Annotated in this window: 19 protein-coding genes and 1 other RNA gene; 10 read left to right on the top strand and 10 right to left on the bottom strand. The window is 52.7% G+C overall.

What is annotated here, in order from left to right; all coding sequences use genetic code 11:
- Positions 1-2: 2 nt before the first annotated feature.
- From XYCOK13_RS05130 to cshA, 4 genes are all read right to left on the bottom strand, one after another.
- Positions 3-1,280 (bottom strand): ROK family transcriptional regulator, encoded by a 1,278-nt coding sequence (locus tag XYCOK13_RS05130; protein WP_213410804.1) that lies wholly within the window; start codon positions 1,278-1,280, stop codon positions 3-5.
- A 139-nt stretch (positions 1,281-1,419) separates the two neighbouring features.
- Positions 1,420-1,604, bottom strand: a non-coding RNA gene (ssrS, locus tag XYCOK13_RS05125) — 6S RNA.
- A 308-nt stretch (positions 1,605-1,912) separates the two neighbouring features.
- The gene (locus XYCOK13_RS05120) at positions 1,913-2,695 is read right to left on the bottom strand and encodes a YesL family protein (RefSeq protein ID WP_244865011.1); all 783 of its coding nucleotides are present in this window, start codon (positions 2,693-2,695) and stop codon (positions 1,913-1,915) included.
- 152 nt (positions 2,696-2,847) lie between these two features.
- Entirely contained in the window at positions 2,848-4,401 is a 1,554-nt protein-coding gene (gene cshA / locus XYCOK13_RS05115) for a degradosome RNA helicase CshA (protein ID WP_213410802.1), read from the bottom strand.
- Positions 4,402-4,646: 245 nt separating this feature from the next.
- Here cshA and XYCOK13_RS05110 point away from each other — a divergent pair, with 245 nt between their 5' ends.
- From XYCOK13_RS05110 to XYCOK13_RS05100, 3 genes are all read left to right on the top strand, one after another.
- A complete protein-coding gene (locus tag XYCOK13_RS05110) occupies positions 4,647-5,465 on the top strand; it encodes a YitT family protein (RefSeq protein WP_213410801.1) in 819 nt (272 codons plus the stop codon).
- Positions 5,466-5,725: 260 nt separating this feature from the next.
- The gene (locus XYCOK13_RS05105; protein ID WP_213410800.1) at positions 5,726-5,920 is read left to right on the top strand and encodes a hypothetical protein; all 195 of its coding nucleotides are present in this window, start codon (positions 5,726-5,728) and stop codon (positions 5,918-5,920) included.
- Positions 5,921-6,213: 293 nt separating this feature from the next.
- Positions 6,214-7,455 carry a putative glycoside hydrolase gene (locus XYCOK13_RS05100; protein WP_213410799.1) on the top strand — a complete coding sequence of 414 codons (1,242 nt, stop codon included), beginning with the start codon at positions 6,214-6,216 and terminating at the stop codon, positions 7,453-7,455.
- A gap of 615 nt (positions 7,456-8,070) precedes the next feature.
- On the opposite strand, the gene XYCOK13_RS05095 is transcribed toward XYCOK13_RS05100, so the two are convergent.
- The 5 genes from XYCOK13_RS05095 to XYCOK13_RS05075 form a co-directional block, all read right to left on the bottom strand.
- Positions 8,071-8,580 (bottom strand): ferritin, encoded by a 510-nt coding sequence (locus tag XYCOK13_RS05095; RefSeq protein ID WP_213410798.1) that lies wholly within the window; start codon positions 8,578-8,580, stop codon positions 8,071-8,073.
- Positions 8,581-8,627: 47 nt separating this feature from the next.
- Complete coding sequence (gene pfkA, locus XYCOK13_RS05090) at positions 8,628-9,593, bottom strand: 6-phosphofructokinase (protein ID WP_213410797.1); 966 nt, start codon at positions 9,591-9,593, stop codon at positions 8,628-8,630.
- A complete protein-coding gene (locus XYCOK13_RS05085; RefSeq protein WP_213410847.1) occupies positions 9,590-10,633 on the bottom strand; it encodes a tetraprenyl-beta-curcumene synthase family protein in 1,044 nt (347 codons plus the stop codon). The genes pfkA and XYCOK13_RS05085 overlap by 4 nt, the downstream gene beginning before the upstream one ends.
- A gap of 28 nt (positions 10,634-10,661) precedes the next feature.
- Complete coding sequence (locus XYCOK13_RS05080; RefSeq protein WP_213410796.1) at positions 10,662-11,282, bottom strand: hypothetical protein; 621 nt, start codon at positions 11,280-11,282, stop codon at positions 10,662-10,664.
- 112 nt (positions 11,283-11,394) lie between these two features.
- Positions 11,395-11,733 carry a hypothetical protein gene (locus tag XYCOK13_RS05075; protein ID WP_213410846.1) on the bottom strand — a complete coding sequence of 113 codons (339 nt, stop codon included), beginning with the start codon at positions 11,731-11,733 and terminating at the stop codon, positions 11,395-11,397.
- Positions 11,734-11,914: 181 nt separating this feature from the next.
- On the opposite strand from XYCOK13_RS05075, the gene XYCOK13_RS05070 reads away from it, so the two are divergent.
- The gene (locus tag XYCOK13_RS05070; RefSeq protein WP_213410795.1) at positions 11,915-13,264 is read left to right on the top strand and encodes a multi antimicrobial extrusion protein MatE; all 1,350 of its coding nucleotides are present in this window, start codon (positions 11,915-11,917) and stop codon (positions 13,262-13,264) included.
- A gap of 127 nt (positions 13,265-13,391) precedes the next feature.
- Positions 13,392-14,588, top strand: a complete 1,197-nt coding sequence (locus tag XYCOK13_RS05065; protein WP_244865007.1) for an MFS transporter — start codon at positions 13,392-13,394, stop codon at positions 14,586-14,588.
- A 113-nt stretch (positions 14,589-14,701) separates the two neighbouring features.
- Here the strand turns inward: XYCOK13_RS05065 and XYCOK13_RS05060 are convergent, their stop codons facing one another.
- The gene (locus tag XYCOK13_RS05060) at positions 14,702-15,481 is read right to left on the bottom strand and encodes a class I SAM-dependent methyltransferase (RefSeq protein ID WP_213410794.1); all 780 of its coding nucleotides are present in this window, start codon (positions 15,479-15,481) and stop codon (positions 14,702-14,704) included.
- A gap of 217 nt (positions 15,482-15,698) precedes the next feature.
- Here XYCOK13_RS05060 and XYCOK13_RS05055 point away from each other — a divergent pair, with 217 nt between their 5' ends.
- From XYCOK13_RS05055 to XYCOK13_RS05035, 5 genes are all read left to right on the top strand, one after another.
- Entirely contained in the window at positions 15,699-15,932 is a 234-nt protein-coding gene (locus XYCOK13_RS05055) for a hypothetical protein (protein WP_213410793.1), read from the top strand.
- Between the two features lie 153 nt (positions 15,933-16,085).
- On the top strand, positions 16,086-16,268 hold the full coding sequence (locus XYCOK13_RS05050) for a hypothetical protein (protein WP_213410792.1): 183 nt from the start codon (positions 16,086-16,088) through the stop codon (positions 16,266-16,268).
- Positions 16,269-16,538: 270 nt separating this feature from the next.
- Positions 16,539-18,350: an oligoendopeptidase F gene (pepF, locus tag XYCOK13_RS05045; RefSeq protein ID WP_213410844.1), complete on the top strand. Its 1,812-nt coding sequence runs from the start codon at positions 16,539-16,541 to the stop codon at positions 18,348-18,350.
- 609 nt (positions 18,351-18,959) lie between these two features.
- Positions 18,960-19,352, top strand: a complete 393-nt coding sequence (locus XYCOK13_RS05040; protein ID WP_213410791.1) for a LapA family protein — start codon at positions 18,960-18,962, stop codon at positions 19,350-19,352.
- Between the two features lie 99 nt (positions 19,353-19,451).
- Positions 19,452-19,670 (top strand): DUF2905 domain-containing protein, encoded by a 219-nt coding sequence (locus XYCOK13_RS05035; protein WP_213410790.1) that lies wholly within the window; start codon positions 19,452-19,454, stop codon positions 19,668-19,670.
- Positions 19,671-19,720: the final 50 nt, after the last annotated feature.

The raw sequence follows: 19,720 nt of genomic DNA, 5'->3' as shown, positions 1-19,720 counted from the left end.
CTTCATATCAAGGTTCCTCCCCTAGTCAAATATGTCTTAGGCTGAGCAAACACTTCCTGCAACAGCAGTGTGGCTGCACCTACAACGCCGCATACAGCGCCTAATTGCCCGGGCATGATGGACAAGCGCTCCGTGTTGACTGCCATGGCTTCCTTGCGCACGGTTTCGCGAATAGGATGGAACAAAAATTCGCCTGCCTCCGATACGCCGCCTCCGATCAGGATCATATCCGGGTTGACAACGTTCACCATCATCGCCAACGCGCTGCCGATATGCTCCCCGGTTTCCCGCAATAGGCGAACGGCGAGTTCATCCCCCTGCATGGCCGCCTGATGAATCAGCTGGCCGGTAATACGCTCCGGCTTCCCTGCCGACAGCTGTTCCAGCAGGCTGTCTGCGCCCTGCCTCACAGCGATGCGCGCGCGCTTCTCCAAAGCCGGACCGGAGGCGAATGTCGACAGGCAGCCTCTCTTGCCGCAATAGCAAATTTCTTGGCTGTCATCAGAAATGGGGATATGGCCAATTTCCCCTGCTCCGAAATGCGCGCCGTACAACAGCTGGCCATTCAGATAAATCCCTGAACCAATGCCTGTTCCAACGTTCAGAAATACAAAGCTCTCCGCCTGCTGCGCGGCCCCAAACCATTTCTCCCCCGCTGCCATCGCGCGCGCGTCGTTGTCTACCATAACGGGAAGCTCATACCGATCATTGAACCATTCGCGTACTGCGACCTGCTTCCATTGGAAGGCCGGCGCATACAGGGATACCCCCGCATTCGGATCGACGAGCCCGTGCGCGCCGATTCCCAGACCAACCATGCGCATGGAACGGGATGCTGCCCATTTCAGCAAGCGATCTGTCACTTGGTCCATCAAGCCAAGGATGGCAGCTTCTGATCGATCAGCTGGAAGCGGAACGATCTCATCATGAACCGCCTTTCCATGCAAATCGACGATCCCGGCGTGAATCTGGCGAGGTCCAAGATCGAGGCCAATGGCTCCCCATGCCCTTTCATTTAGGGCAATCATCGTCGGCTTGCGCCCACCGCTTGATGTCCCGCTTCCCGTTTCCCTCACAATCCCGAGCTCAAGCAAATCACTCACGATGCTCGACACCGTAGCCGGTGTAAGTCCGCACGTCTTCGCAATGTCTGCTCGCGAGACCATCTCCTGCTCCCGTACAATGCCTAGAACCGCTGCGGTGTTAATATCCTTGATGAGCGAGGCTTTTGCAGTTGCTGGTGTCCCGCGCTTGTTGGCTCCGTCCGTCTGAACAACCATGCTTCGTCCTCCTTTCTTTTTTTATTGAATAAAGTAAGTTTAGCACAAGCCAGAAGCAGCAGCAAGCCCAATCCTCTGCACTTGGAAGTAACGGAGGGATCACATGGGAGCTGTTCAGCTCTGGCGATTAAAGGGCAAAAAAATACCCGCTATTGCCGTATAGTTCTACTTGTTTCATGAACCCGCTCTCGCAGGTGGGTTACCGCAATGCCGCTTTTGAAGTCCCCTTTTGGGGGCATGTCAGCCACGACAAGATGTTGGAATCCCGTGAAACAATCATTGGTTCAAAACAATTATGGAACCATACGCACAACGCAGGATATTCTTTTTTTTCTTAACCCACGAAAGTGAAGAAAAGCTCGGAGGCTTATTCCGATTACTTTCGCGGGGCCCGATCTAAGTTAACCCGGCGAAAGTGAAGAAAAGCTCGGAGGCTTATTCCGATTACTTTCGCGGGGCCCGATCTAAATTAACCCGGCGAAAGTGAAGAAAAGCTCTGAAGCTTAGCCTATTCCTTTTCGCGGATTGTGTTGCTTCCGTACTTCGTTGATTGGCTTATCCCTATTATAGACCGCTCTCCGGCAAAAGTAAACGTCGAGCCGCTAGGAGTTGCTGGGAGTGCAGGGAACACGTTATTTCTTGGACGATTCCTCTGTCAAATCCGCCTCGGCCCGTTCAAGCATGTCCATGTCCTCTTCATCGGCGGCCGCTTCCGCTTCTTCCTTCTGCTTCTGGATATCCAACGCCTTCTGATACACGCGATAAAAGTGCCAGAACGCCATATACGCAATCAGGCTGCCCATAAAAAACGGGATCAGAAAAGGAAACTGATAAAAGCTTATGTAAAGGATGACGCCAGCCGATAACGCAATCATGATGGAGGTAAGCGGTCGGCCTATGGTGATCAGCACCGAATTTTTCAAGAGCTGCAATGTCGACATATACATGTGCGCTGTCAGCGAAAAGAAATGGAAGGCTGAAATGCCGAGCACGACCATAAATACAAGGAACATGATAGCCAAAATTCCGGATAGGTTCGCTTGTGCGCTGTAAAACTGGAAGTTCATGATCATGACCGCATAGATCACAGTATACAGCAAGCCGCCCAACAGGCTTTGCACATAATTGTCCTTAAATCCCTTGAAAAAGGTGCGCAGCAGGGGGGCATCCTCCTGCCCCATAATCCACTTGCGCACAACCGTAAACATGGCAGTAGTTGCCGGAAACAAGGTAAAGGGGGCTACGGCAGCCATCAAGTAGAGCACGCTCCGTATTTGTTCCGTATTTTCCGCTGTAAGCAAGCTAAGTCCGAAGAAAAAAAACGGGGCGGAGCACAGCACCCACAGCACATTGGTCACTGAGAAGCGCATAATCCATTCCGTAATACGGTACAACCCACCCATAAATCCGTTCATTTCCAATGCAACCACTCCTTTTGCGTCATGTAAGTTAGCCCGCTAATATAGACAACCTAGAGGGCCTATGCTGCCTATTCGCGGGACCGCGTAAAGAAATGCCGATTCCGCCGCTGTTCCGACGGCGAAACCGGCTCTTCGATGATGCTTACTTAGCGGTAATTCGATTCTTTGGAGAAGGAAGAATCCCCGCCGCCGTAGCGATTGCTGCTGCCGCTTTTTGCATAACGGCTGCCGCCTCGATCCCCGCGTTCATTGCGTCCGCCGCGCCCGTCTCCGCGATAGCCGCGATTGCCTCCGCCAGTCTTGCCTCCGCGGTTGCCTCCGCCATAGCTGCTGCCGTAACGGCGATTGCCGCCTCGAATGTCAGGCTTGCGCTTCTTCGCGCGAATCGGATCTTCCGGCGTCAGGTTAATTTCCACTTCGTTCTGCTCGCCTGTCAACAGCTTAAGAGCCGCAGACATCAGATGAACCGAATCATACTGTTCGAGCAGTTGGATGGACAAGCCTTTGAACTCCTGGTAATTATCGCTTTGCACGACTTCCAGAATGCGTTCCGCCATAATTTTTTGCTTGCCTTCCATCGCTTCAGCCACACTTGGCAACGGCTTCTTCATAATCCGATGCTTGGTCACCTTCTCGATGAAGTGCAGGTGATCGATCTCGCGCGGCGTCACAAATGTCCAGGCCACGCCTTCCTTGCCTGCGCGCCCCGTCCGGCCGATCCGATGCACATAGCTCTCGGGGTCTTGCGGCAGGTCAAAGTTGATGACGTGCGTCACACCCGACACGTCCAAGCCGCGCGCCGCAACGTCTGTCGCCACCAGCACATCAATGCTGCCGTCCCTGAACTTCCGCATCACCGTATCGCGCTGATTTTGCGACAAGTCTCCGTGCAGCCCTTCTGCCGAATAGCCGCGCTTTTGCAGCGCTTCGCTCAGCTCATCCACACGGCGCTTTGTGCGTCCGAAGATGATTGCCAGCTCTGGCGCTTCCATATCGACCAATCTGCACAGCGCATCAAATTTCTGGCGCTCCTGCACCTCAATATACGCCTGATTGATCAGCGGAGCGCTCACCTGCTTCGGCACGACCGATACATGCTCGGGATTGCGCAGGAATTGCTGCGCCAGCTTCTGGATGTTCGGAGGCATCGTTGCGCTGAACAGCATCGTCTGCCGCTCCTCGGGAATCAGCTTCAAGATCGAAGTAATATCATCCATGAATCCCATATCCAGCATCTCGTCGGCTTCGTCCAGAATGACAGTTTGCACGTAGTCCAACCGAATGGTCTTGCGGTTAATGTGATCCAGCAGCCGTCCTGGCGTACCGATGATGATTTGCGGGCGCTTCTTCAATGCGCGAATTTGCTTGCCGATATCCTGGCCTCCATAAATCGGCAGCGAGCGCAATCCCTTGAACCGGGACAGCTTGCCGATTTCTTCTGCTACCTGAATGGCGAGCTCGCGGGTTGGAGCCATGATCAACGAAACAATGCGGTCTTCTGTCGGAGGAATTTTATTGATCAGCGGGATGCCGAATGCAGCGGTTTTGCCTGTACCTGTCTGTGCCTGGCCGATCAGATCGCGGCCTGCCATTGCAATGGGAATAGCCTTCTCCTGAATGGGTGTCGCTTCCTCAAATCCAAGCTCCGTAATCGCCTTGAGTACCTTGGGTTCGAGTTCTAGTTCCTGAAATGTTTTCAATATGGGTCCTACTCCTTTTCCTTCCGGGAATCATACAGTTCCCTCTATATTTGTGAATGGTCATATCATCTTTCGCACGGCGTCCAATCGCCTGCGGCAAGTTCCGCCTGCCAGCCGCTATTCATCAGAAAAGCTCCATTATCGGAGCTAGTCGTTACATACGATTATGCCGTACAACAGATAATTTATATAAGTATAACACGGGCCATGCAGGGAATTCCAGTAAAGCAAAGGAGAACCTTAGAATGCTGAACAAATCCATCCCCAGTTTCATCATGATTTTAGGCGCGGCCATACTGGCCTGCGGGTTCAATCTGTTCCTCATTCCCCATCAGATGCTGAGCGGCGGCGTCTCGGGGGTATCGATGATTATTGGCTATTGGAGCGGCTTTGACATCGCGATCCTCTACTTCATCCTGAACCTTCCCCTGTTGATATGGGGCTGGTTCGTCATTGGCAAATTGTTTATTTTCTACAGCATCCTCTCGGTCTTGTTCACATCCTGGTTCCTTGAATGGATTCCGGTGCGGGCGGTGGCCGAAGATTTGCTGCTTTCGGCCGTCTTCGGCGGTGTCATCGTCGGGATCGGCACCGGTATCTCGCTGCGCTTCGGCGGGTCCACCGGCGGCTTCGACATTCTCGGCTCCATCCTTACCCGGCAGCGCGATTTCCCGTTAGGCACTCTGCTGTCCGGTCTGAACGGTATTGTCGTCATTGCGCTCGGGTACATGTTCAACTGGAACGATGCGCTGGCCTCCATGCTATCGATTTATGTCGGAGGCAAGGTGGTTGACACCATTCACATCCGACATGTAAAGGTGACCGCTTTTATTATCACCACTTGCAAGGATGCCATCCTTGCAAAACTGCTCCAAAAGCCGCGCGGCGTTACCGTCGTCCATACGCGAGGCGCCTTCTCCCACACGGAAAAGGATATGCTGATGACCGTGACAACCCGCTACGAATTGGCCGAGCTTCGCCGCATCATCCGGGAAACCGACCCGAAAGCGTTCGTCAACGTCGTCCCGACTGTCGGGGTGCTGGGCGAATTCAGGCGCACTTGAAGGAGGCTTTCACAACTTGCCGGCAAGCGTCAAGGCCGCCTTCTTGACATGTGCAAGCGCAGAGGGACAATCAAATAAATTGCAATTTGTTAAAAAAAAGGGTCTTTCACGAGACAGCTTCTATGGTATAATGAGGTACGGATTTGTCATAGGATGTTGTTGACGAATTCGGTATTTCTGGTGTTTAACCGCTCTATTCTCGCAACTAGCTTGTTTGCTTTTTCCAAAGGTCATGAATACCAATTGGAAGGGTGATAGCGATGGAACCGGAAGCTGTTAAATTGGCCAGGATCGTGAAGAGCTTTACCCCGGATCTATATCCGTTCCTGACAGAGAACGAATTGGAATCGCTTATCGTTCTGCGGGACGGCATGGACAAACTTGATACGGAAGGCGCGCTGGAAATTATCCAGCACAGCATTGCCGAGCACCAGAAGGACGCCCTGCTTCATTAATGGGCGTCTTTTTTTTTGTAAGCTGCAAGAATATTAGTAGTCTGTCATTCTCCTGCTGCCGCAGCAATTGTTGAAAAACGTCATTTTTTCCAATGTTCAAGTCGAAAGCTGTCCGTTATAATAAAACTATCAGTATATCCCGCAGCTGAAACCTTTATACGTAGGGAATACTTCCAGACGACGCATAGAAGCTTGGCTTGTTGCGTACACATCCGATAAAGCCATTCGCTGGATGCGGCCAAAGGGGAGAACGGACGAGCCAAACGGCGTCCAACACAAAGGAGACCGACTTCATGGACATTTTACTTGCTTCACTTCTGCTGCTGATGGGCAATGTGGAGGAAGCGCAGCCTGACGCAAGCTTCGAGCAGCTCATACAGGCATCCCTAGACTCCAAGCATGCGATCATTGCACAGCTTCCGGAGGGAAATGCCGGCAAGCCAGTTCTGGATGGGGGTTCATCCAGCATTAGCGGCGAATCCGGCAAATCAGACTTGCTGGTCAAGCTTGATCCCCAACGGGAAGAAGCCCCTGTAGTGCGAGGCATCTATGTCACTGCTCACAGCGCGGCAGGTGCTAGAATGGAATCGCTGCTGCAGCTGATGGACGATACCGAGTTGAATGCCATGGTCATCGATGTGAAAGACGATTGGGGCAACATTACTTATCCATCAGAAAACCCGAAGCTTCAAGAGATGGGGACAACCACCAAAATTATACGCGACATACCTGCACTTATGGATACATTGGAGGAGCACGACATTTACCCGATAGCAAGGATTGTTGTCTTCAAGGATTCCATTATCGCCAAGAAGAAGCCGGAATGGTCTTTCCTTCGCCCGGACGGCACCGTGTGGGACAACGGAAAGCCGCACAACCCGGAGAGCTTCGTCAACCCGTACCTTCAAGAGGTGTGGGACTACAATATAGAAGTAGCGAAGGAAGCTGCCGCACTTGGCTTCAAGGAGATTCAATTTGACTACGTTCGGTTCCCTGAAGGATTTGAAACAAGAGCGGACAAACTGACCTACTACCAGGACGAACGAAGCCGAATTGAAGCCGTGGCAGATTTCGTGCAATATGCACGGGAGGAGCTGGCACCGCTCGGCGTTCGCGTCTCCGTCGATATATTCGGCTACGCTGCTTCTGTCCCTGCGGCCGAGGGGATCGGCCAGGATTTCAACAAAATCTCGCAATATGTGGATGTCATCTGCCCGATGGTCTATCCAAGCCATTACAGCACGGGATGGTTTGGCCAGAAGGTGCCGGATGCCAGCCCGTACGAAGTCATCTATGGCGCTATGGCAGACACGCACACAAAGCTGGAGGAAATCGGCGAGCTCAAACCGATCATCCGGCCATGGATTCAGGATTTCACAGCTTCCTGGGTGCCGGGTTATATTCCTTATGGCAAGAAGGAAGTCGAAGCGCAGATTCGGGCCATGCAGGAACAAGGCATCGACGAATTTCTGCTCTGGAACGCTTCCAACCGATACACCGCCGGAGTCGATTATGATCTGGACCCGGAAACGTAGCATCGACTGGCGCTCTAGCGGAGTGAGCTATACGGCGAGGAGCCTGTCTGCGAGGAGTTGCCATGCGGCAGGCGCTGCTGGAGAGCTCGACCCGACTGCTGTCGCGCTTGCAAGCCATGGCACAGTACCTGCCGACGCCTGCGAGAACTGGTATAGAACTCGTACCTGCCGCTGAGAGCCCGGCGACTGCATAAGAAGCTGTCTCAACAGTCTATTGGACTGGGGGCAGCTTCTTTTCATTAAGGCAGCAGAATAGGCAGTGTCTCTACGTGCGGCTATTAGAGGAAAATCGTGGACTTATTTCATCAAGCGCCAAAGTAGTCTGTCATATAAGCGAACGGACTGGTCTTATTCTGAGTCCAACATATGTATACCAGTGTGAGTCAGGCGAATAAGTCCGGTAACGTCCGCTAATTCTCCGACTTTATCAGTTTTGCTTGAAATAAGGCCAGCCGCTTCCGCTAAAATCTGGTTGCACGGATTCAGAGCGGGTGTTGCACGACGCAGGCAAAGCCGTACGCTGAAGTGCGGAAACCAAAAAGAGCGAAACCATCACAGTCCCTCGGACTGGCAGTCTCGCTCTGTACTCCAAAGCCGCGATGAAGCTAGCTCGTCCTATTCTTCCGCAGGCGGAGTAAAGGTCCGGTTGGCCAGCTCGGCATCCAGCATGAAAAACGCATTGCTGTCGTTCTCAATTCGCTTCAGCTTCTGGATCAGTCCGTCGAACAGCGCTTCCTCCTCGACCTGTTCATCGATGAACCATTTCAAGAAATGGATCGTCGCATGCTCGCGCTCGCTGTAAGCCAGGTCGGACAAGCGGTAGAACCTTCTCGTCACTTCCTGCTCGTGGCGGTAGCCGTGCTCAAATGCCTGCAGCACCGATTCATAATCGTTATTCGGGTGATCCATGCCGGTAATGATCGCCCGTTTGCCCAATGCGTCGATATAACGGAAAATTTTCATTGCATGAAACCGTTCCTCCTCGGCTTGCACGAGGAAGAAATTCGAAAACCCGTCATAGTTCTCTTCCGCGCAGTATGCGCCCATCGCCAGATACACTTGCGCAGAGTAGAACTCATAGTTCATTTGCTCATTCAATTCTTTCAGCAGCTGTTCGCTAATCATGGCCATACACTCCTTTTAAGTTCATTCGTATCAGTTGTCTTACGGTCCTATTGCGAAAGCCGCAGAGTCAGATCGTACAGCTCCTTGTTGAACGGCTTTTTCGCTCCGATTACTTCATCAATCGGCGTAGCCGTAAGCTCGCCCTTCACAATGCCGAGCGCCTTGCCGGAATCGCCCGCCAAGAGCTGACGCACGGCATAATCGCCAAGCCGACTCGCCAGGATGCGGTCGTTGTGGGTAGGGGAACCGCCCCGCTGGATATGGCCGAGCACGGTTACCCGCGGATCCATATCCGTACGCTCGGTCAGCTCTCTGGCAATGTCATCCCCTTTGCCGACGCCTTCCGCTACAACGATAATGCTGTGCCGCTTGCCATGCTCGAAGTTTTCCTTCATGCGGGCCGCAATTCGGTCCATATCATAAGGAACCTCCGGCACCAGAATCGCTTCCGCGCCGCTTGCCAGTCCCGCATAGAGCGCAATATCGCCGCAATGGCGGCCCATAACTTCAACGACGGAAGCCCGCTCGTGCGATGTCATCGTATCGCGCAGCTTGTTGATGGCATCCACAACGATGCTGACAGCGGTATCGAATCCGATTGTGAAATCGGTGAACGGGATGTCATTGTCAATCGTCCCGGGCAGCGCCATCGTGCGAATGCCCTGCTGGCTAAGCTTGCTCGCCCCTTGATAGGAGCCGTCCCCGCCAATGACGACTATGCCGTCGATGCCGCGCTTGCGCAAATTTTCCGCACCCTTTTGCTGGCCCTCCAGCGTCATGAACTCCTTGCAGCGAGCCGTCTGCAGAATCGTGCCGCCCCGCTGAATAATATCCCCTACACTGCGCAGATCCATCGGACGGATATCATCGGTAATCAGGCCCAAGTAGCCGCGCTGCACAGCATGAACTTCAAGGCCGTGATACAGGGCGCTGCGCACGACAGAACGCACGGCAGCGTTCATGCCCTGGGAGTCACCCCCGGAAGTTAAAACAGCGATAGATTTTACGGTCATCTCGATTTCCTCCTGTCGGTTTTGTATCGTATCCAAACACTGTTGATCCAAAAAAACAACCGCACTAGCGGACTTCGCTTCATCAGTCTTTTGGAGATTTGACGGACATTGTGCTGGCCCTCCACTTTCGGGTCCGATAAGTATAAGGCCAGCAAGCCTTCCACAACCATGCCGTGATAAGCCGGCTCCGCCAATCCCAACGCCTGCATGCGCGCCTGCTCGGCAAACCATTGAATGCGCGACGCTGTTTCTTCCCCGCTTGTATAATAGCTGCAGAAGTTCAAGTCCCCGCCCGCTTCATCCTCCGCTTGGTCAATCAAGTAATCGAGCAGAATATGCAGTCCGTTTATGTATGGAAAATAGGCTCTTGCGGTTCGGTTCACGGCATCCTCGGCCAGATGCTTATCCGATGCCAATGCGAACAAGGTAAACATGCCTAATGTGGATCCGGTTGCGGCTGCATATTCGTTCCAGCGCAAATCGGTCCCCAAGTCCTTCCGTTGCTCGAACCAGTCCAGCAAGGCAGGCAGCCTGGCGTCATGCCGAATGTGCTTGTGCACCTGCAAATCCGCATACAAGCTTACCCATTCACGCAGCTGCTCCATCACCAGCGAGTAAGAGGGCAGCATGCATATGCAGGACTGGCAAGTGCGAACCAGCCGATGCAAATATCCCCCGTCATCCTGCTCGCTCCGATAGCGATAATAGTCCTGCAATGCCGCTCCCGGATCGATAGCGTCCAGCATTGACTGATGCAGGCTGCGGAAATCTTCCGGAGCCATCGAAGTGCTGCGGTCGCACAAATTGTCCAGATAATCGCTTATCGTTTGCAGCGCGACGATTAGCGGGATAAGCACATGCGCCTGCTCAGGCCTCATGGCGGCGTACACGGCTCCCCCCTGGCAATGAAACCGCTTGTCTCGCATGCTGGCCAACGCTTGCTTGCGCAGTTCGGGATCTGGAATGCGCTCGGCCTCCTCCTGCCAGTAAGCCAGCTGCCGGTCAACTTCCGGCAGGATGGAGCGATACATGCGCAGCATCAGTGTAAGCGGGTTACCCGGCGCTCGATTAGGATTGAACCAGCGATTCAAACAACCTTCCCCCAAATTCCGCATGATAGGAATAGTCGAGCAGCAAGGCCATCTCCGTACGTTGTATGCGTCTGAGCAGACGTCCGCTCGCTTCATCATCCGCATGCGACTGCGCTTCCACCAGGTTGACATATGTAGAGGCATCCCATCTGTCCCACTCCGCAATAGAAAGACAGGCGCGGCGGTGTGCCGCCTTTCTGGAGGAAAGCTCTTCGATCGCATGCAGCAGTTCTTCCCTGCTCTGCTCGATCAACGCACTGGAAACTTCCAGCAAGGAGGAATGCACGTCATGCTTGCCTGTCCGGGCAAACCAATATTTCGCATTGCTATAGTCCGTCTCCATCCTGTGCATGATCCCGTGCCAATAGCTGCCTTCCTGCGTATCAAGCGACTGGGAAATCGCATGCGATTCGTCAAGCTCGTCATTCCAAAGCAGCAGGCCCGATTTTAACGCGCGTGCATGAGCACTCGTTCCGGGATCCCAGGCACGGATCTCCTTCCCCAAGGATTCGTCCCAGCTGTGTTCAGGGGATAATGCCTGCACCGGCTCCCGGTTAAAAAGCCGGATGGCCGCTTGAATGATGATTTGTTGCTCCATCGAGTACCCCTCCTTCGTGTGTGACAGGCTGTCCATTCCTGCCTCTGCCTCGTACCGTTCGCCCCTCGCCGGCAAAACCATCTGCCTGTTTCATCATTATAATATAAAATGGCTACTGATGCGATTTCCCTGTTTTTCCCCCATCCAGCTCTTGATTGACCCGATACCATATTTGCAAATCGTTGATGCGCGAAGCCAGCTCCGCGATTTCGCTGTTCAGCCTGCAGGACCGGGCGAAGTCAAGCTCCTTGCCAAGTTCGTCCTGCTTCAGGTTGATGCGCTGCTCGAGCTCGCGAATGCGATCCGGAATACTTCCCCGGATCTGTTCCCACTCCCCCAGAATGGCTTCCTGCTCCTCCGGTAGAAACGCATCAAATTCCCGTTCCAACACGGGCAGCCGGATGCCCAGTCTCTCATCCCATTCAAATGTAAATCCGCTGCTTGCCGTCATGTCCACAAAACCTGCCTTCTTTGCCGCAATCATGGATCAGACCTGCTGTCTGATTCCGTTCAAATGCCATACGTTTAATGTATCATGATCGAATTGTCCCACACCAGTGAAAACATTTCAAATTTTCCCCCCATCCGTCCTTGGCGAAACGTGATATACTAATGCACTAAGGGGTGCTGATATGGACGTAGAGCGAACGACTACAGTAACAGCAGGCCGGATGGCCGCTTTTTTTCTTCCTTTGGGTATTTCGGCAAGCCTGGTAACGATCTCGCATGTCATCATTAACGGCACACTGGCAAGAGCGGAAAACCCGGCGCCTATCATTGCTGCATATGCGATCGCGTTAAGCTTTATGGCCATCATTGAGAAGCCGGCAGTGCTCCTGCGGCAGACTTGCTCCGCGCTTGTCAGGGACAAGGTCTCCTTCCGGGCGATGTCCAAGGTCACCTTCGGCACGCTCGCCATATTGATGCTGATTGGGGCGATTGCCGCTTTTACGCCTATCGGAGGTCTGATCTTCCGGCATGTATTCGGGGTAGAGGAGCAGCTGATCGGGGCAACTGTCGATGCATTCCGCATCCTCATGTTCGTCACGCTGTTCTCCGGCATCCGCTGTCTGTATCATGGCATCATCATTTCCAATATGCGAACGAAGTGGCTGACGATCGGAATGATTGTGCGGCTGGCCGCGATGTTCCTGCTCGCGCAATTGCTGCTGATGAACGATCTGGTGCGTACCGGTCAAGCTGGAGCGATCATCTTTCTCGCCGGGATGGCCATTGAGGCTGCCGTTGCGTTCTGGGAGGGGCGCACACTGGCCAACAAGCTCCCGAATCGCTTGGAGGAGCACCCGGTGACGAATACCAAACCGATCCTCCAATTTTACAGACCGTTTGTCCTGTCCGCCTTCATCTCTGTCCTGGTCGGGCCTGCGGTGAACATCATGCTGGGCAAAACCGTAGATTTCACGTTAGCTGTCGCGTCCTTTGCGTTAGCCATGAGTTTGATGCATCTGGTGAACAGCTTCTTCTCGTACGTCCACCAGCTCGTGCTCAACTTTTTCCAGGCCAACGCCGCCTTGGTCAAGCGGTTCGTTGCAGTGCTAAGCCTGATTCCGGCACTGCTCCTGGCACTGCTCGGCTTCACTTCGTTCGGCAACTGGATTGTGGAAGCCATGCTTGGCGCCAAAGGCGAGCTGCTGGATGGAACGATCCAGGCCCTTCGCGTATTTATCATCTTGTCTCTGGCCTTCCCTTGGCTGGACTACATGAATGGCAGGCTAATGCTGGCCGGGCAAACTCGGGCGATGGTTTGGTCGCAATCGGCGAATATCGTCACCACGATCACCTTGCTGGTCGTGTTGGTGGCGCTGTTCCCTTCTTGGAATGCGATGATCGGGGCAGCCGGACAATCGCTCGGAGTTGTGGCGGAATTGGCAGTTGCAGCCTACGTGGTCAGAAGGAACGAGCGGATGCCGCGGTTTTCCCGAGATCACAGGCAAGCTCAACGCAAACAGATAGAGAGCTGAAGCGGCTGACAGCACATAATGGGGCATCTTAAATAAGCAAGTTTGGCCAGCATGTGCATAGCGGAAATTTCATTAATAAATACAACCCTGTACGAGAATCAGAAAAAGAAAAGAGTGGAGAGAAACGATGCAACAAGAGAAAGCTGGCCAAATGGCTGATCCATCCTATGACGCAGCGCAAAACCGCAATTTCTTAAACCTGAAGGCCTTCTCCTTCAGCTTCTACATGACTATGGCGCTGATCATTTCGCAGCTGCCGCTGTACTTTGAATCTCAAGGGTATTCCAAGCTTGAAATCGGAACCCTATACTCCATCGGTCCTTTGGCCGGGATTTTTGCCAACCTGTTCTGGGGTGTCATCAGCGACCGGTACAACACGATCAAGAAAATATTGATGATCTGTCTGGCCGGACAGTTTTTCATGGTGATCGGCATGATTTACCATAGCTCCTTCGCCATGTTGACCGTCATTATGCTGTTTTTTTATTTTTTCCAAACGCCGATGAATCCACTGAATGACAGCCAAATTTTGCTGACGATCCGCAACACGAAAAAAAGCTACGCGTCCTTCCGCATGTGGGGCTCCGTCGGCTTTGCGTCCTCCAGCTTGATTTTCGGCTGGCTGCTCGGCCTGACTGGCGCGGAATGGACCGTCTACCTGATGTTCGCAACCATTGTTGTCAGCCTAATCCTGGGTGCGCCATTGAAAGAGCGCCAAGGCACTATGAGCAAAATGGATTTCTCCGGCATCATACCGGTGCTGACGTCCCGCAAATTTCTGATCTTCCTTGGACTCGTCTTTGTCCTCATGCTCGGTCATCGGGTCAATGACGGATTTCTTGGCCTGTACATGCAGGAGCGCGGCGCCAGCAATTTTATCGTCGGTCTCGCGTGGACGTTCGCATCCATGAGTGAAATCCCGGTGTTCTTCCTGCTCAGCAAATATGGACACCGGTTTAAGGAGCTGCCGCTCCTGGGCATTGTCGGCATTCTGTACTGTATCCGCTTCCTGCTTACCTTTACTGTCTCTTCGCCGGTCGGCATCGCGGCGGTTCAGCTGATGCACGGCGTGACCTTCGGCATGTTCCTGTTCACGGCGCTGCGTTATTTGCAGCAAATCGTGCCGGATCAGTACAAATCAACCGGCATGGCTGTGTTCACGGTTACATGGGTGGGCGTTGCAGGCTTGATCAGCGGTACGGTTGGCGGCTGGGTCTACGATGCCATCGATGCCCATACGCTGTATGTCGCCGCTATTATTCTGTCTGCTATAGCCAGCGTCGGCTTCTTCGCAGCGCATCTGTCCCGCAGGAACGCCGCATAGCATGGTGCACGAATCGAAGATCGCACAAAGCCGAGCGCTAACATGCCCGGAAATGGATAAAGGCTGCCCGACTTCGGAGAATACCGAGTCAGGCAGCCTGTTTTCATTTAGCGTTATCCCTTCTTCTTCAGCACCAGCTGTGTGTGGGAGCCTGGGATAAAGGGCAGCCGCGACGGGACAAGTCTTGCCTCGACCAGCTCTTGGGGCAGCCTCTCCAGCAGTGCGTCCAACTCTGGATAAGGACGAAACTCGGGCAGACTGACAAGAGGATATATCCGCACTTCTCCGCTGGGGCGGCACACTCGCAACAGCTCGCTAAGAGCTTGTGCATGAAAGTCCTCATTGCCAACATCCCCGTACAGAAACAAAAAGTGACTGCATACAACGAGTGCAAATCGATCGTCGGCAAACGGAAGGTTCGGCAAGCTAGCCGGCACATAAGCCTGCTGGCGCGATTCCGAGCTGTAATGGCTGCCAAATCGCTCCAAGCTCTGCCTGCGCAGCTGTTCATGCTGCTCCAGCGAACCGTAATAGTCCCAGTCGAAATGCTCCCTTGCTTGATCCAGCTTGGCCGTGGACAGGCGAATTTCTTCTTCGGCTTCCTGCAAAATCTGCTTGGGCGAAAGCGCATACCGCGGATCGGCGGCCAAAGCCTCTACCCCTGCCTCGCACAGCTCGGCTGCAAAGGATGACGCTCCGCCGGCTACATCCAGCACAGGCCCTTTCAGCAGCGATTTGTCCTCGCCAAGATCAAACATTGCCGCATACTCGGCATACGAACGGCAGGTCATGGCAATGCCCGCCTGATCGTACCGGGGCTGTCGGCTTTCATTTCCCGCTTGCTCATCTGCCTTGCTCAAGCTTGATGCGGGACGCTTTGTTTCCTTGCTCATCGTTTACCCTCTCCTCTTCTCAGCTCATCTCAACACTTCTCATACGCAAGCGGCTCATTCACTTGCATGTCCATCTTACCACATCAATTAGCAATGGCCCACCAATTCATGCCATGGACAGCTTCGTAGAACGGAGCGAACATGCTATAATAAGGCGTGAGATGCCGGTGCCAGCTTGACAAGCGTACCCGCAGATCCGGAACGGAGGACATAATCAATGATCAAAAAAGTGCAAATTTACAAAACGGACAAATGGAACATGTTGAACGTGGAAGTGCATGGCCGGCAAATTATTGTACGGGAGATCTCGGATCAATGGGGGGAAGAAGCCCATACGTTCCTAAGCAGACCCGAACTGATGAACTGGGCAGAGCAAAGGTTCGCAGCCGATCGCTTTCCCGGCACGCCGGAAGAGCGCGAGGAAATCCTCGCCAAGCTTCGGGAGGTTTGAATTTCCAAACCTGCTTCGGTCTTGCGGCATCATTCATGGCGACCCGCACGGCCTCCATGCTGTGCGGGCTGCCCGGCTGCCATCGACAGCCAATCATTTCTTCCCTTATAATGAGCAAATAACGGTATCGCTCCCGGAAAGGAGATCACAGTCATGGAAGATTGGTCCTCGCTATTTATCTTTTTGCTGGCTTCCTTCGGATTCGCCTTTGCAGTGATTCTGAAGAAAGACCAAATTCCTGAGGTCCTGCGCCGTCCCTTGGCGATCATTGCGCTAGTGCTCGTGCTAGTCTCGTTCGGTTCACTGGTCGTCGCCTTTTTCACTTCGTTTACATAGACTTGTTTTTTTGTAATCATCCCTGGATTCACGCTATAATAAATAAAAGAGAAAGCCATACTATGGAAAACGAACTTCGGTATGAAGGGGCGTGTTTCCATGAGTAAGGCTGGAACCCGAGCTGCCGCAGCCTTTTGCACGGTAGCTTTATGCGCAGCAGTTGTGCAGACTTCCGGAATGCTCGCAGACCGCGAGACCGGCAGCCAAACCGGAGGAAGCCAGGAGAGCTTCAGCATCCGGACGATTCGTCAAAGTGATGGGAGGAGTTCGATGAGCCAGACCAGTAGCCAAGTAACCAAGCGCTCCGACGTGCCAGCAGAGCATCGTTGGAAGCTGGAGGATCTGTTCGCTAATCAGAACGAATGGGATCAGGAGTATGCAATCGTCAAGAAGCAACTGGACAAAGTAGCCGAATTTCAGGGCACGTTGAAAGATGCATCCAGTGTAAAGGCTTGTTTCGAGCTGGAGGACGACATCTCGCTGCATATGGAAAGACTTTATGTGTACGCCAACATGCGTCATCACGAAGATACAGCCGATCCAACCTATATGGCCTTGTCTGAAAAAGCCAAGAAGCTAAGCGTCGAAGTTAGCGAAGCCTTGTCTTTTATTACCCCGGAAATATTGGCGTTGCCTGAAGAGACGCTCAAGGGATTTATCGACGATCCTCAACTATCTGCTTACAAGTTTACACTGGAGGAAATGCTCCGCCAAAAACCGCATGTGCTCCCTAAAGAACAGGAAGCGCTCATGGCTCAAGTCGGCAACCTTTCACAAGCGCCTAACACGATTTTTGGCATGATCAACAATGCGGACATGAAGTTTCCTAAGGTACGGGACGAGAATGGAGAAGAACGCGATCTGACACACGGATCGTATATACAATTCCTCGAGAGTGAAAACCGCGAAGTGCGGGCAAATGCGTTCAAGGCGATGTACGATACATACGCCAAGCAGAAAAACACCCTTGCTGCTACGCTGAATGCGAATGTAACCAAAAACCTGTTTTATGCCAAGGTCCGCAATTATCCGTCTGCTTTGGAAATGTCCCTTTATGGCGACAACATTCCGAAGGAAGTGTATACGAACCTGATTGACACGATCCATCAACACCTGCCGCTTCTCCAGCGTTACTTGGATCTGCGCCAAACAATGCTCGGCGTAGACGAATTGCACATGTACGATCTGTTTGCTCCGCTCATTGAAGAAGCCAAGATGACCATTCCCTATGAGGAAGCGCAGCAAAAAGTGATTGAAAGCCTCGAGCCGCTCGGAGAGGAATACTTGAAGGTGCTGAAGGGCAGCTTTGAGGAAGGCTGGATCGATATTTACGAGAACGAAGGAAAGCGCAGCGGCGCCTACAGCTGGGGCGCATACGGCACCCATCCTTATGTGCTGCTCAACCACAAGGACAATCTGAACAGCATGTTCACCCTGGCGCACGAGATGGGCCATGCGATGCATTCGTACTTGTCGGATACCCATCTGCCGTATCGTGACGCGCAGTACACGATCTTCCTCGCAGAGGTAGCGTCTACACTGAACGAGGCGCTGCTGATGGACTACATGCTCAAGCGTACAGAAGATCCGAAGAGCAAGATGTACTTGCTCACCTACTATGCCGACCAGTTCCGCACTACCGTTTTCCGCCAGACGATGTTCGCCGAATTCGAGAAGATCATTCACGAAAAGGCCGAGCAAGGCGAGGCGCTTACTCCACAGTTGTTGAGCGACATTTACTATGAGCTGAACAAGAAATATCACGGCGATCGCATGGTCGTCGACAAGGATATCGCAATGGAATGGGCGCGCATCCCGCATTTCTACACCAGCTTCTATGTGTATAAATATGCGACGGGCTTCTCTGCCGCTACGAGCTTCTCGAAGCAAATTTTGGAGGAAGGGCAGCCGGCTGTGGACCGCTATTTGGGCTTCCTGAAGAGCGGCGGCAGCGACTTCTCGATTAACATCTTGAAAAAAGCCGGTGTCGATATGTCTTCGCCGAAGCCGATCGCCGAGGCGATGAGTGTGTTCGAATCGATCATCGAAGAAATGGAAGAGACAGCCAAGCTATTGAAGTAACAGCAGCTTGATCTGCCGCCCAAGCCGGCCCAAGGAGGCCACTCGTTCGGATGGCTGGAGACAAAGGATCAACACGAAGGAAATGCACGCGCCATTGGAATATTGAGGCCGACTGGAATATTCCGGTTTGCCTCTTTTTTTTCTGTAGAATCATACAACTTTTTCACTTTCCCATACTTGACAAATGCTGCATACGAATATGAATGGTAGTACTACTATTCTTTAATGGTAGGGAATTCACTGTTTGCACGAGCTTTTCTTTTATGACGAATGATCTATTACCCTTTTGCTATAAATACTTACTCTCGCTTCCACAATTAATGGTAAACGGGTAATACATGCGGCTTATAACGCTGTTTTCATTCGTATTTATAACATTCCTACCCTTATTTATTGGTAGTACTACTATTTCAGCACAAGTGGAGACACCCGTCTGCGAAATTGAAGGATCGAGGAAACAACAGCGAGCCTGTCACCCTGCATTGCGGGAAAAATAAGATTTAGAAGGGAATATGCATTATAGTATAATGGCAGGAGAAGGGGGAAACTATAACATCAGCACCGTTGGTTGGCTTGCCCCGTGTTTGCAGAAGAGGAGGATGACGCGCTATGCGCATGCAATGGACACTGATTGCAGCACTTGTTTTTGCTTTATTAATCACGCTTTTTGCGCTAGCCAATATGGACCCTGTACCCGTCCAATACTGGTTCGGCCAATCTGCCGATTTCCCGCTTATTCTTGTAATCCTGATCTCCGCTTTGCTAGGGGGACTGAGTATTGGCTCCATCGGCATGGTACGCCAATATCGCCTGCAGCGGCAGCTTCGCCGTCTAGAGCGGCAGCTGGCTGAACAGCATGGAAGCGATGCCGACGGGTTGCAAGATCTGCATGCATCCGAGTCCGAGGAGACGCTTCGATCTGACCCTGAATCCGAAGTAAACGAGCCAGTTGACGAACATTCGCAACCTTCGCCCATTCCCCCAAGCGAGCAAAAGCTATAGCCAGACGCAAATGGCTGACGCTGCAAAATATCGCCGCCCTTCTAATCAAGGGGCGGCTGCTTTGCGCAAATACCTTATACGAGAGGATGGAGAATTTGCATGAATATGTCCAAGCTGCTTATTTTCGCCGGCATCGGTCTGATCGTGATTGGCTTGCTATGGCCATTCGCCAGCAAGTTTCTTCATCTTGGCCGTTTGCCCGGCGATATTGCCATCAAGAAAGAAGGGTTTTCTTTCTATTTCCCCATTGTCACCTGCCTCGTCTTAAGCGTCGTTCTCTCCCTCGTCACGTATGTCATCCGCTGGTTCATGAAATAGCCCCCTCTCCTTACATCATTTTCATACAATTTTACAAAGGATTCAAATCG

The sequence above is a fragment of the Xylanibacillus composti genome, assembly GCF_018403685.1.
GTDB classification, from domain to species: domain Bacteria; phylum Bacillota; class Bacilli; order Paenibacillales; family K13; genus Xylanibacillus; species Xylanibacillus composti.
This window is presented reverse-complemented; position numbering and strand designations above follow the sequence as displayed.

Bases quoted from the DNA above. Each gene is read 5' to 3' on its own strand.
- XYCOK13_RS05080 (WP_213410796.1), bottom strand. From the start codon at position 11,282: ATGGAGCAACAAATCATCATTCAAGCGGCCATCCGGCTTTTTAACCGG.
- XYCOK13_RS05100 (WP_213410799.1), top strand. From the start codon at position 6,214: ATGGACATTTTACTTGCTTCACTTCTGCTGCTGATGGGCAATGTGGAG.
- XYCOK13_RS05070 (WP_213410795.1), top strand. From the start codon at position 11,915: ATGGACGTAGAGCGAACGACTACAGTAACAGCAGGCCGGATGGCCGCT.
- XYCOK13_RS05130 (WP_213410804.1), bottom strand. From the start codon at position 1,280: ATGGTTGTTCAGACGGACGGAGCCAACAAGCGCGGGACACCAGCAACT.
- XYCOK13_RS05120 (WP_244865011.1), bottom strand. From the start codon at position 2,695: ATGAACGGATTTATGGGTGGGTTGTACCGTATTACGGAATGGATTATG.
- XYCOK13_RS05065 (WP_244865007.1), top strand. From the start codon at position 13,392: ATGCAACAAGAGAAAGCTGGCCAAATGGCTGATCCATCCTATGACGCA.
- XYCOK13_RS05050 (WP_213410792.1), top strand. From the start codon at position 16,086: ATGGAAGATTGGTCCTCGCTATTTATCTTTTTGCTGGCTTCCTTCGGA.
- XYCOK13_RS05075 (WP_213410846.1), bottom strand. From the start codon at position 11,733: ATGACGGCAAGCAGCGGATTTACATTTGAATGGGATGAGAGACTGGGC.
- XYCOK13_RS05055 (WP_213410793.1), top strand. From the start codon at position 15,699: ATGATCAAAAAAGTGCAAATTTACAAAACGGACAAATGGAACATGTTG.
- XYCOK13_RS05105 (WP_213410800.1), top strand. From the start codon at position 5,726: ATGGAACCGGAAGCTGTTAAATTGGCCAGGATCGTGAAGAGCTTTACC.
- XYCOK13_RS05060 (WP_213410794.1), bottom strand. From the start codon at position 15,481: ATGAGCAAGGAAACAAAGCGTCCCGCATCAAGCTTGAGCAAGGCAGAT.
- XYCOK13_RS05110 (WP_213410801.1), top strand. From the start codon at position 4,647: ATGCTGAACAAATCCATCCCCAGTTTCATCATGATTTTAGGCGCGGCC.
- XYCOK13_RS05085 (WP_213410847.1), bottom strand. From the start codon at position 10,633: ATGCTGCGCATGTATCGCTCCATCCTGCCGGAAGTTGACCGGCAGCTG.
- XYCOK13_RS05095 (WP_213410798.1), bottom strand. From the start codon at position 8,580: ATGATTAGCGAACAGCTGCTGAAAGAATTGAATGAGCAAATGAACTAT.
- XYCOK13_RS05035 (WP_213410790.1), top strand. From the start codon at position 19,452: ATGAATATGTCCAAGCTGCTTATTTTCGCCGGCATCGGTCTGATCGTG.
- pfkA (WP_213410797.1), bottom strand. From the start codon at position 9,593: ATGACCGTAAAATCTATCGCTGTTTTAACTTCCGGGGGTGACTCCCAG.
- XYCOK13_RS05040 (WP_213410791.1), top strand. From the start codon at position 18,960: ATGCGCATGCAATGGACACTGATTGCAGCACTTGTTTTTGCTTTATTA.
- pepF (WP_213410844.1), top strand. From the start codon at position 16,539: ATGAGCCAGACCAGTAGCCAAGTAACCAAGCGCTCCGACGTGCCAGCA.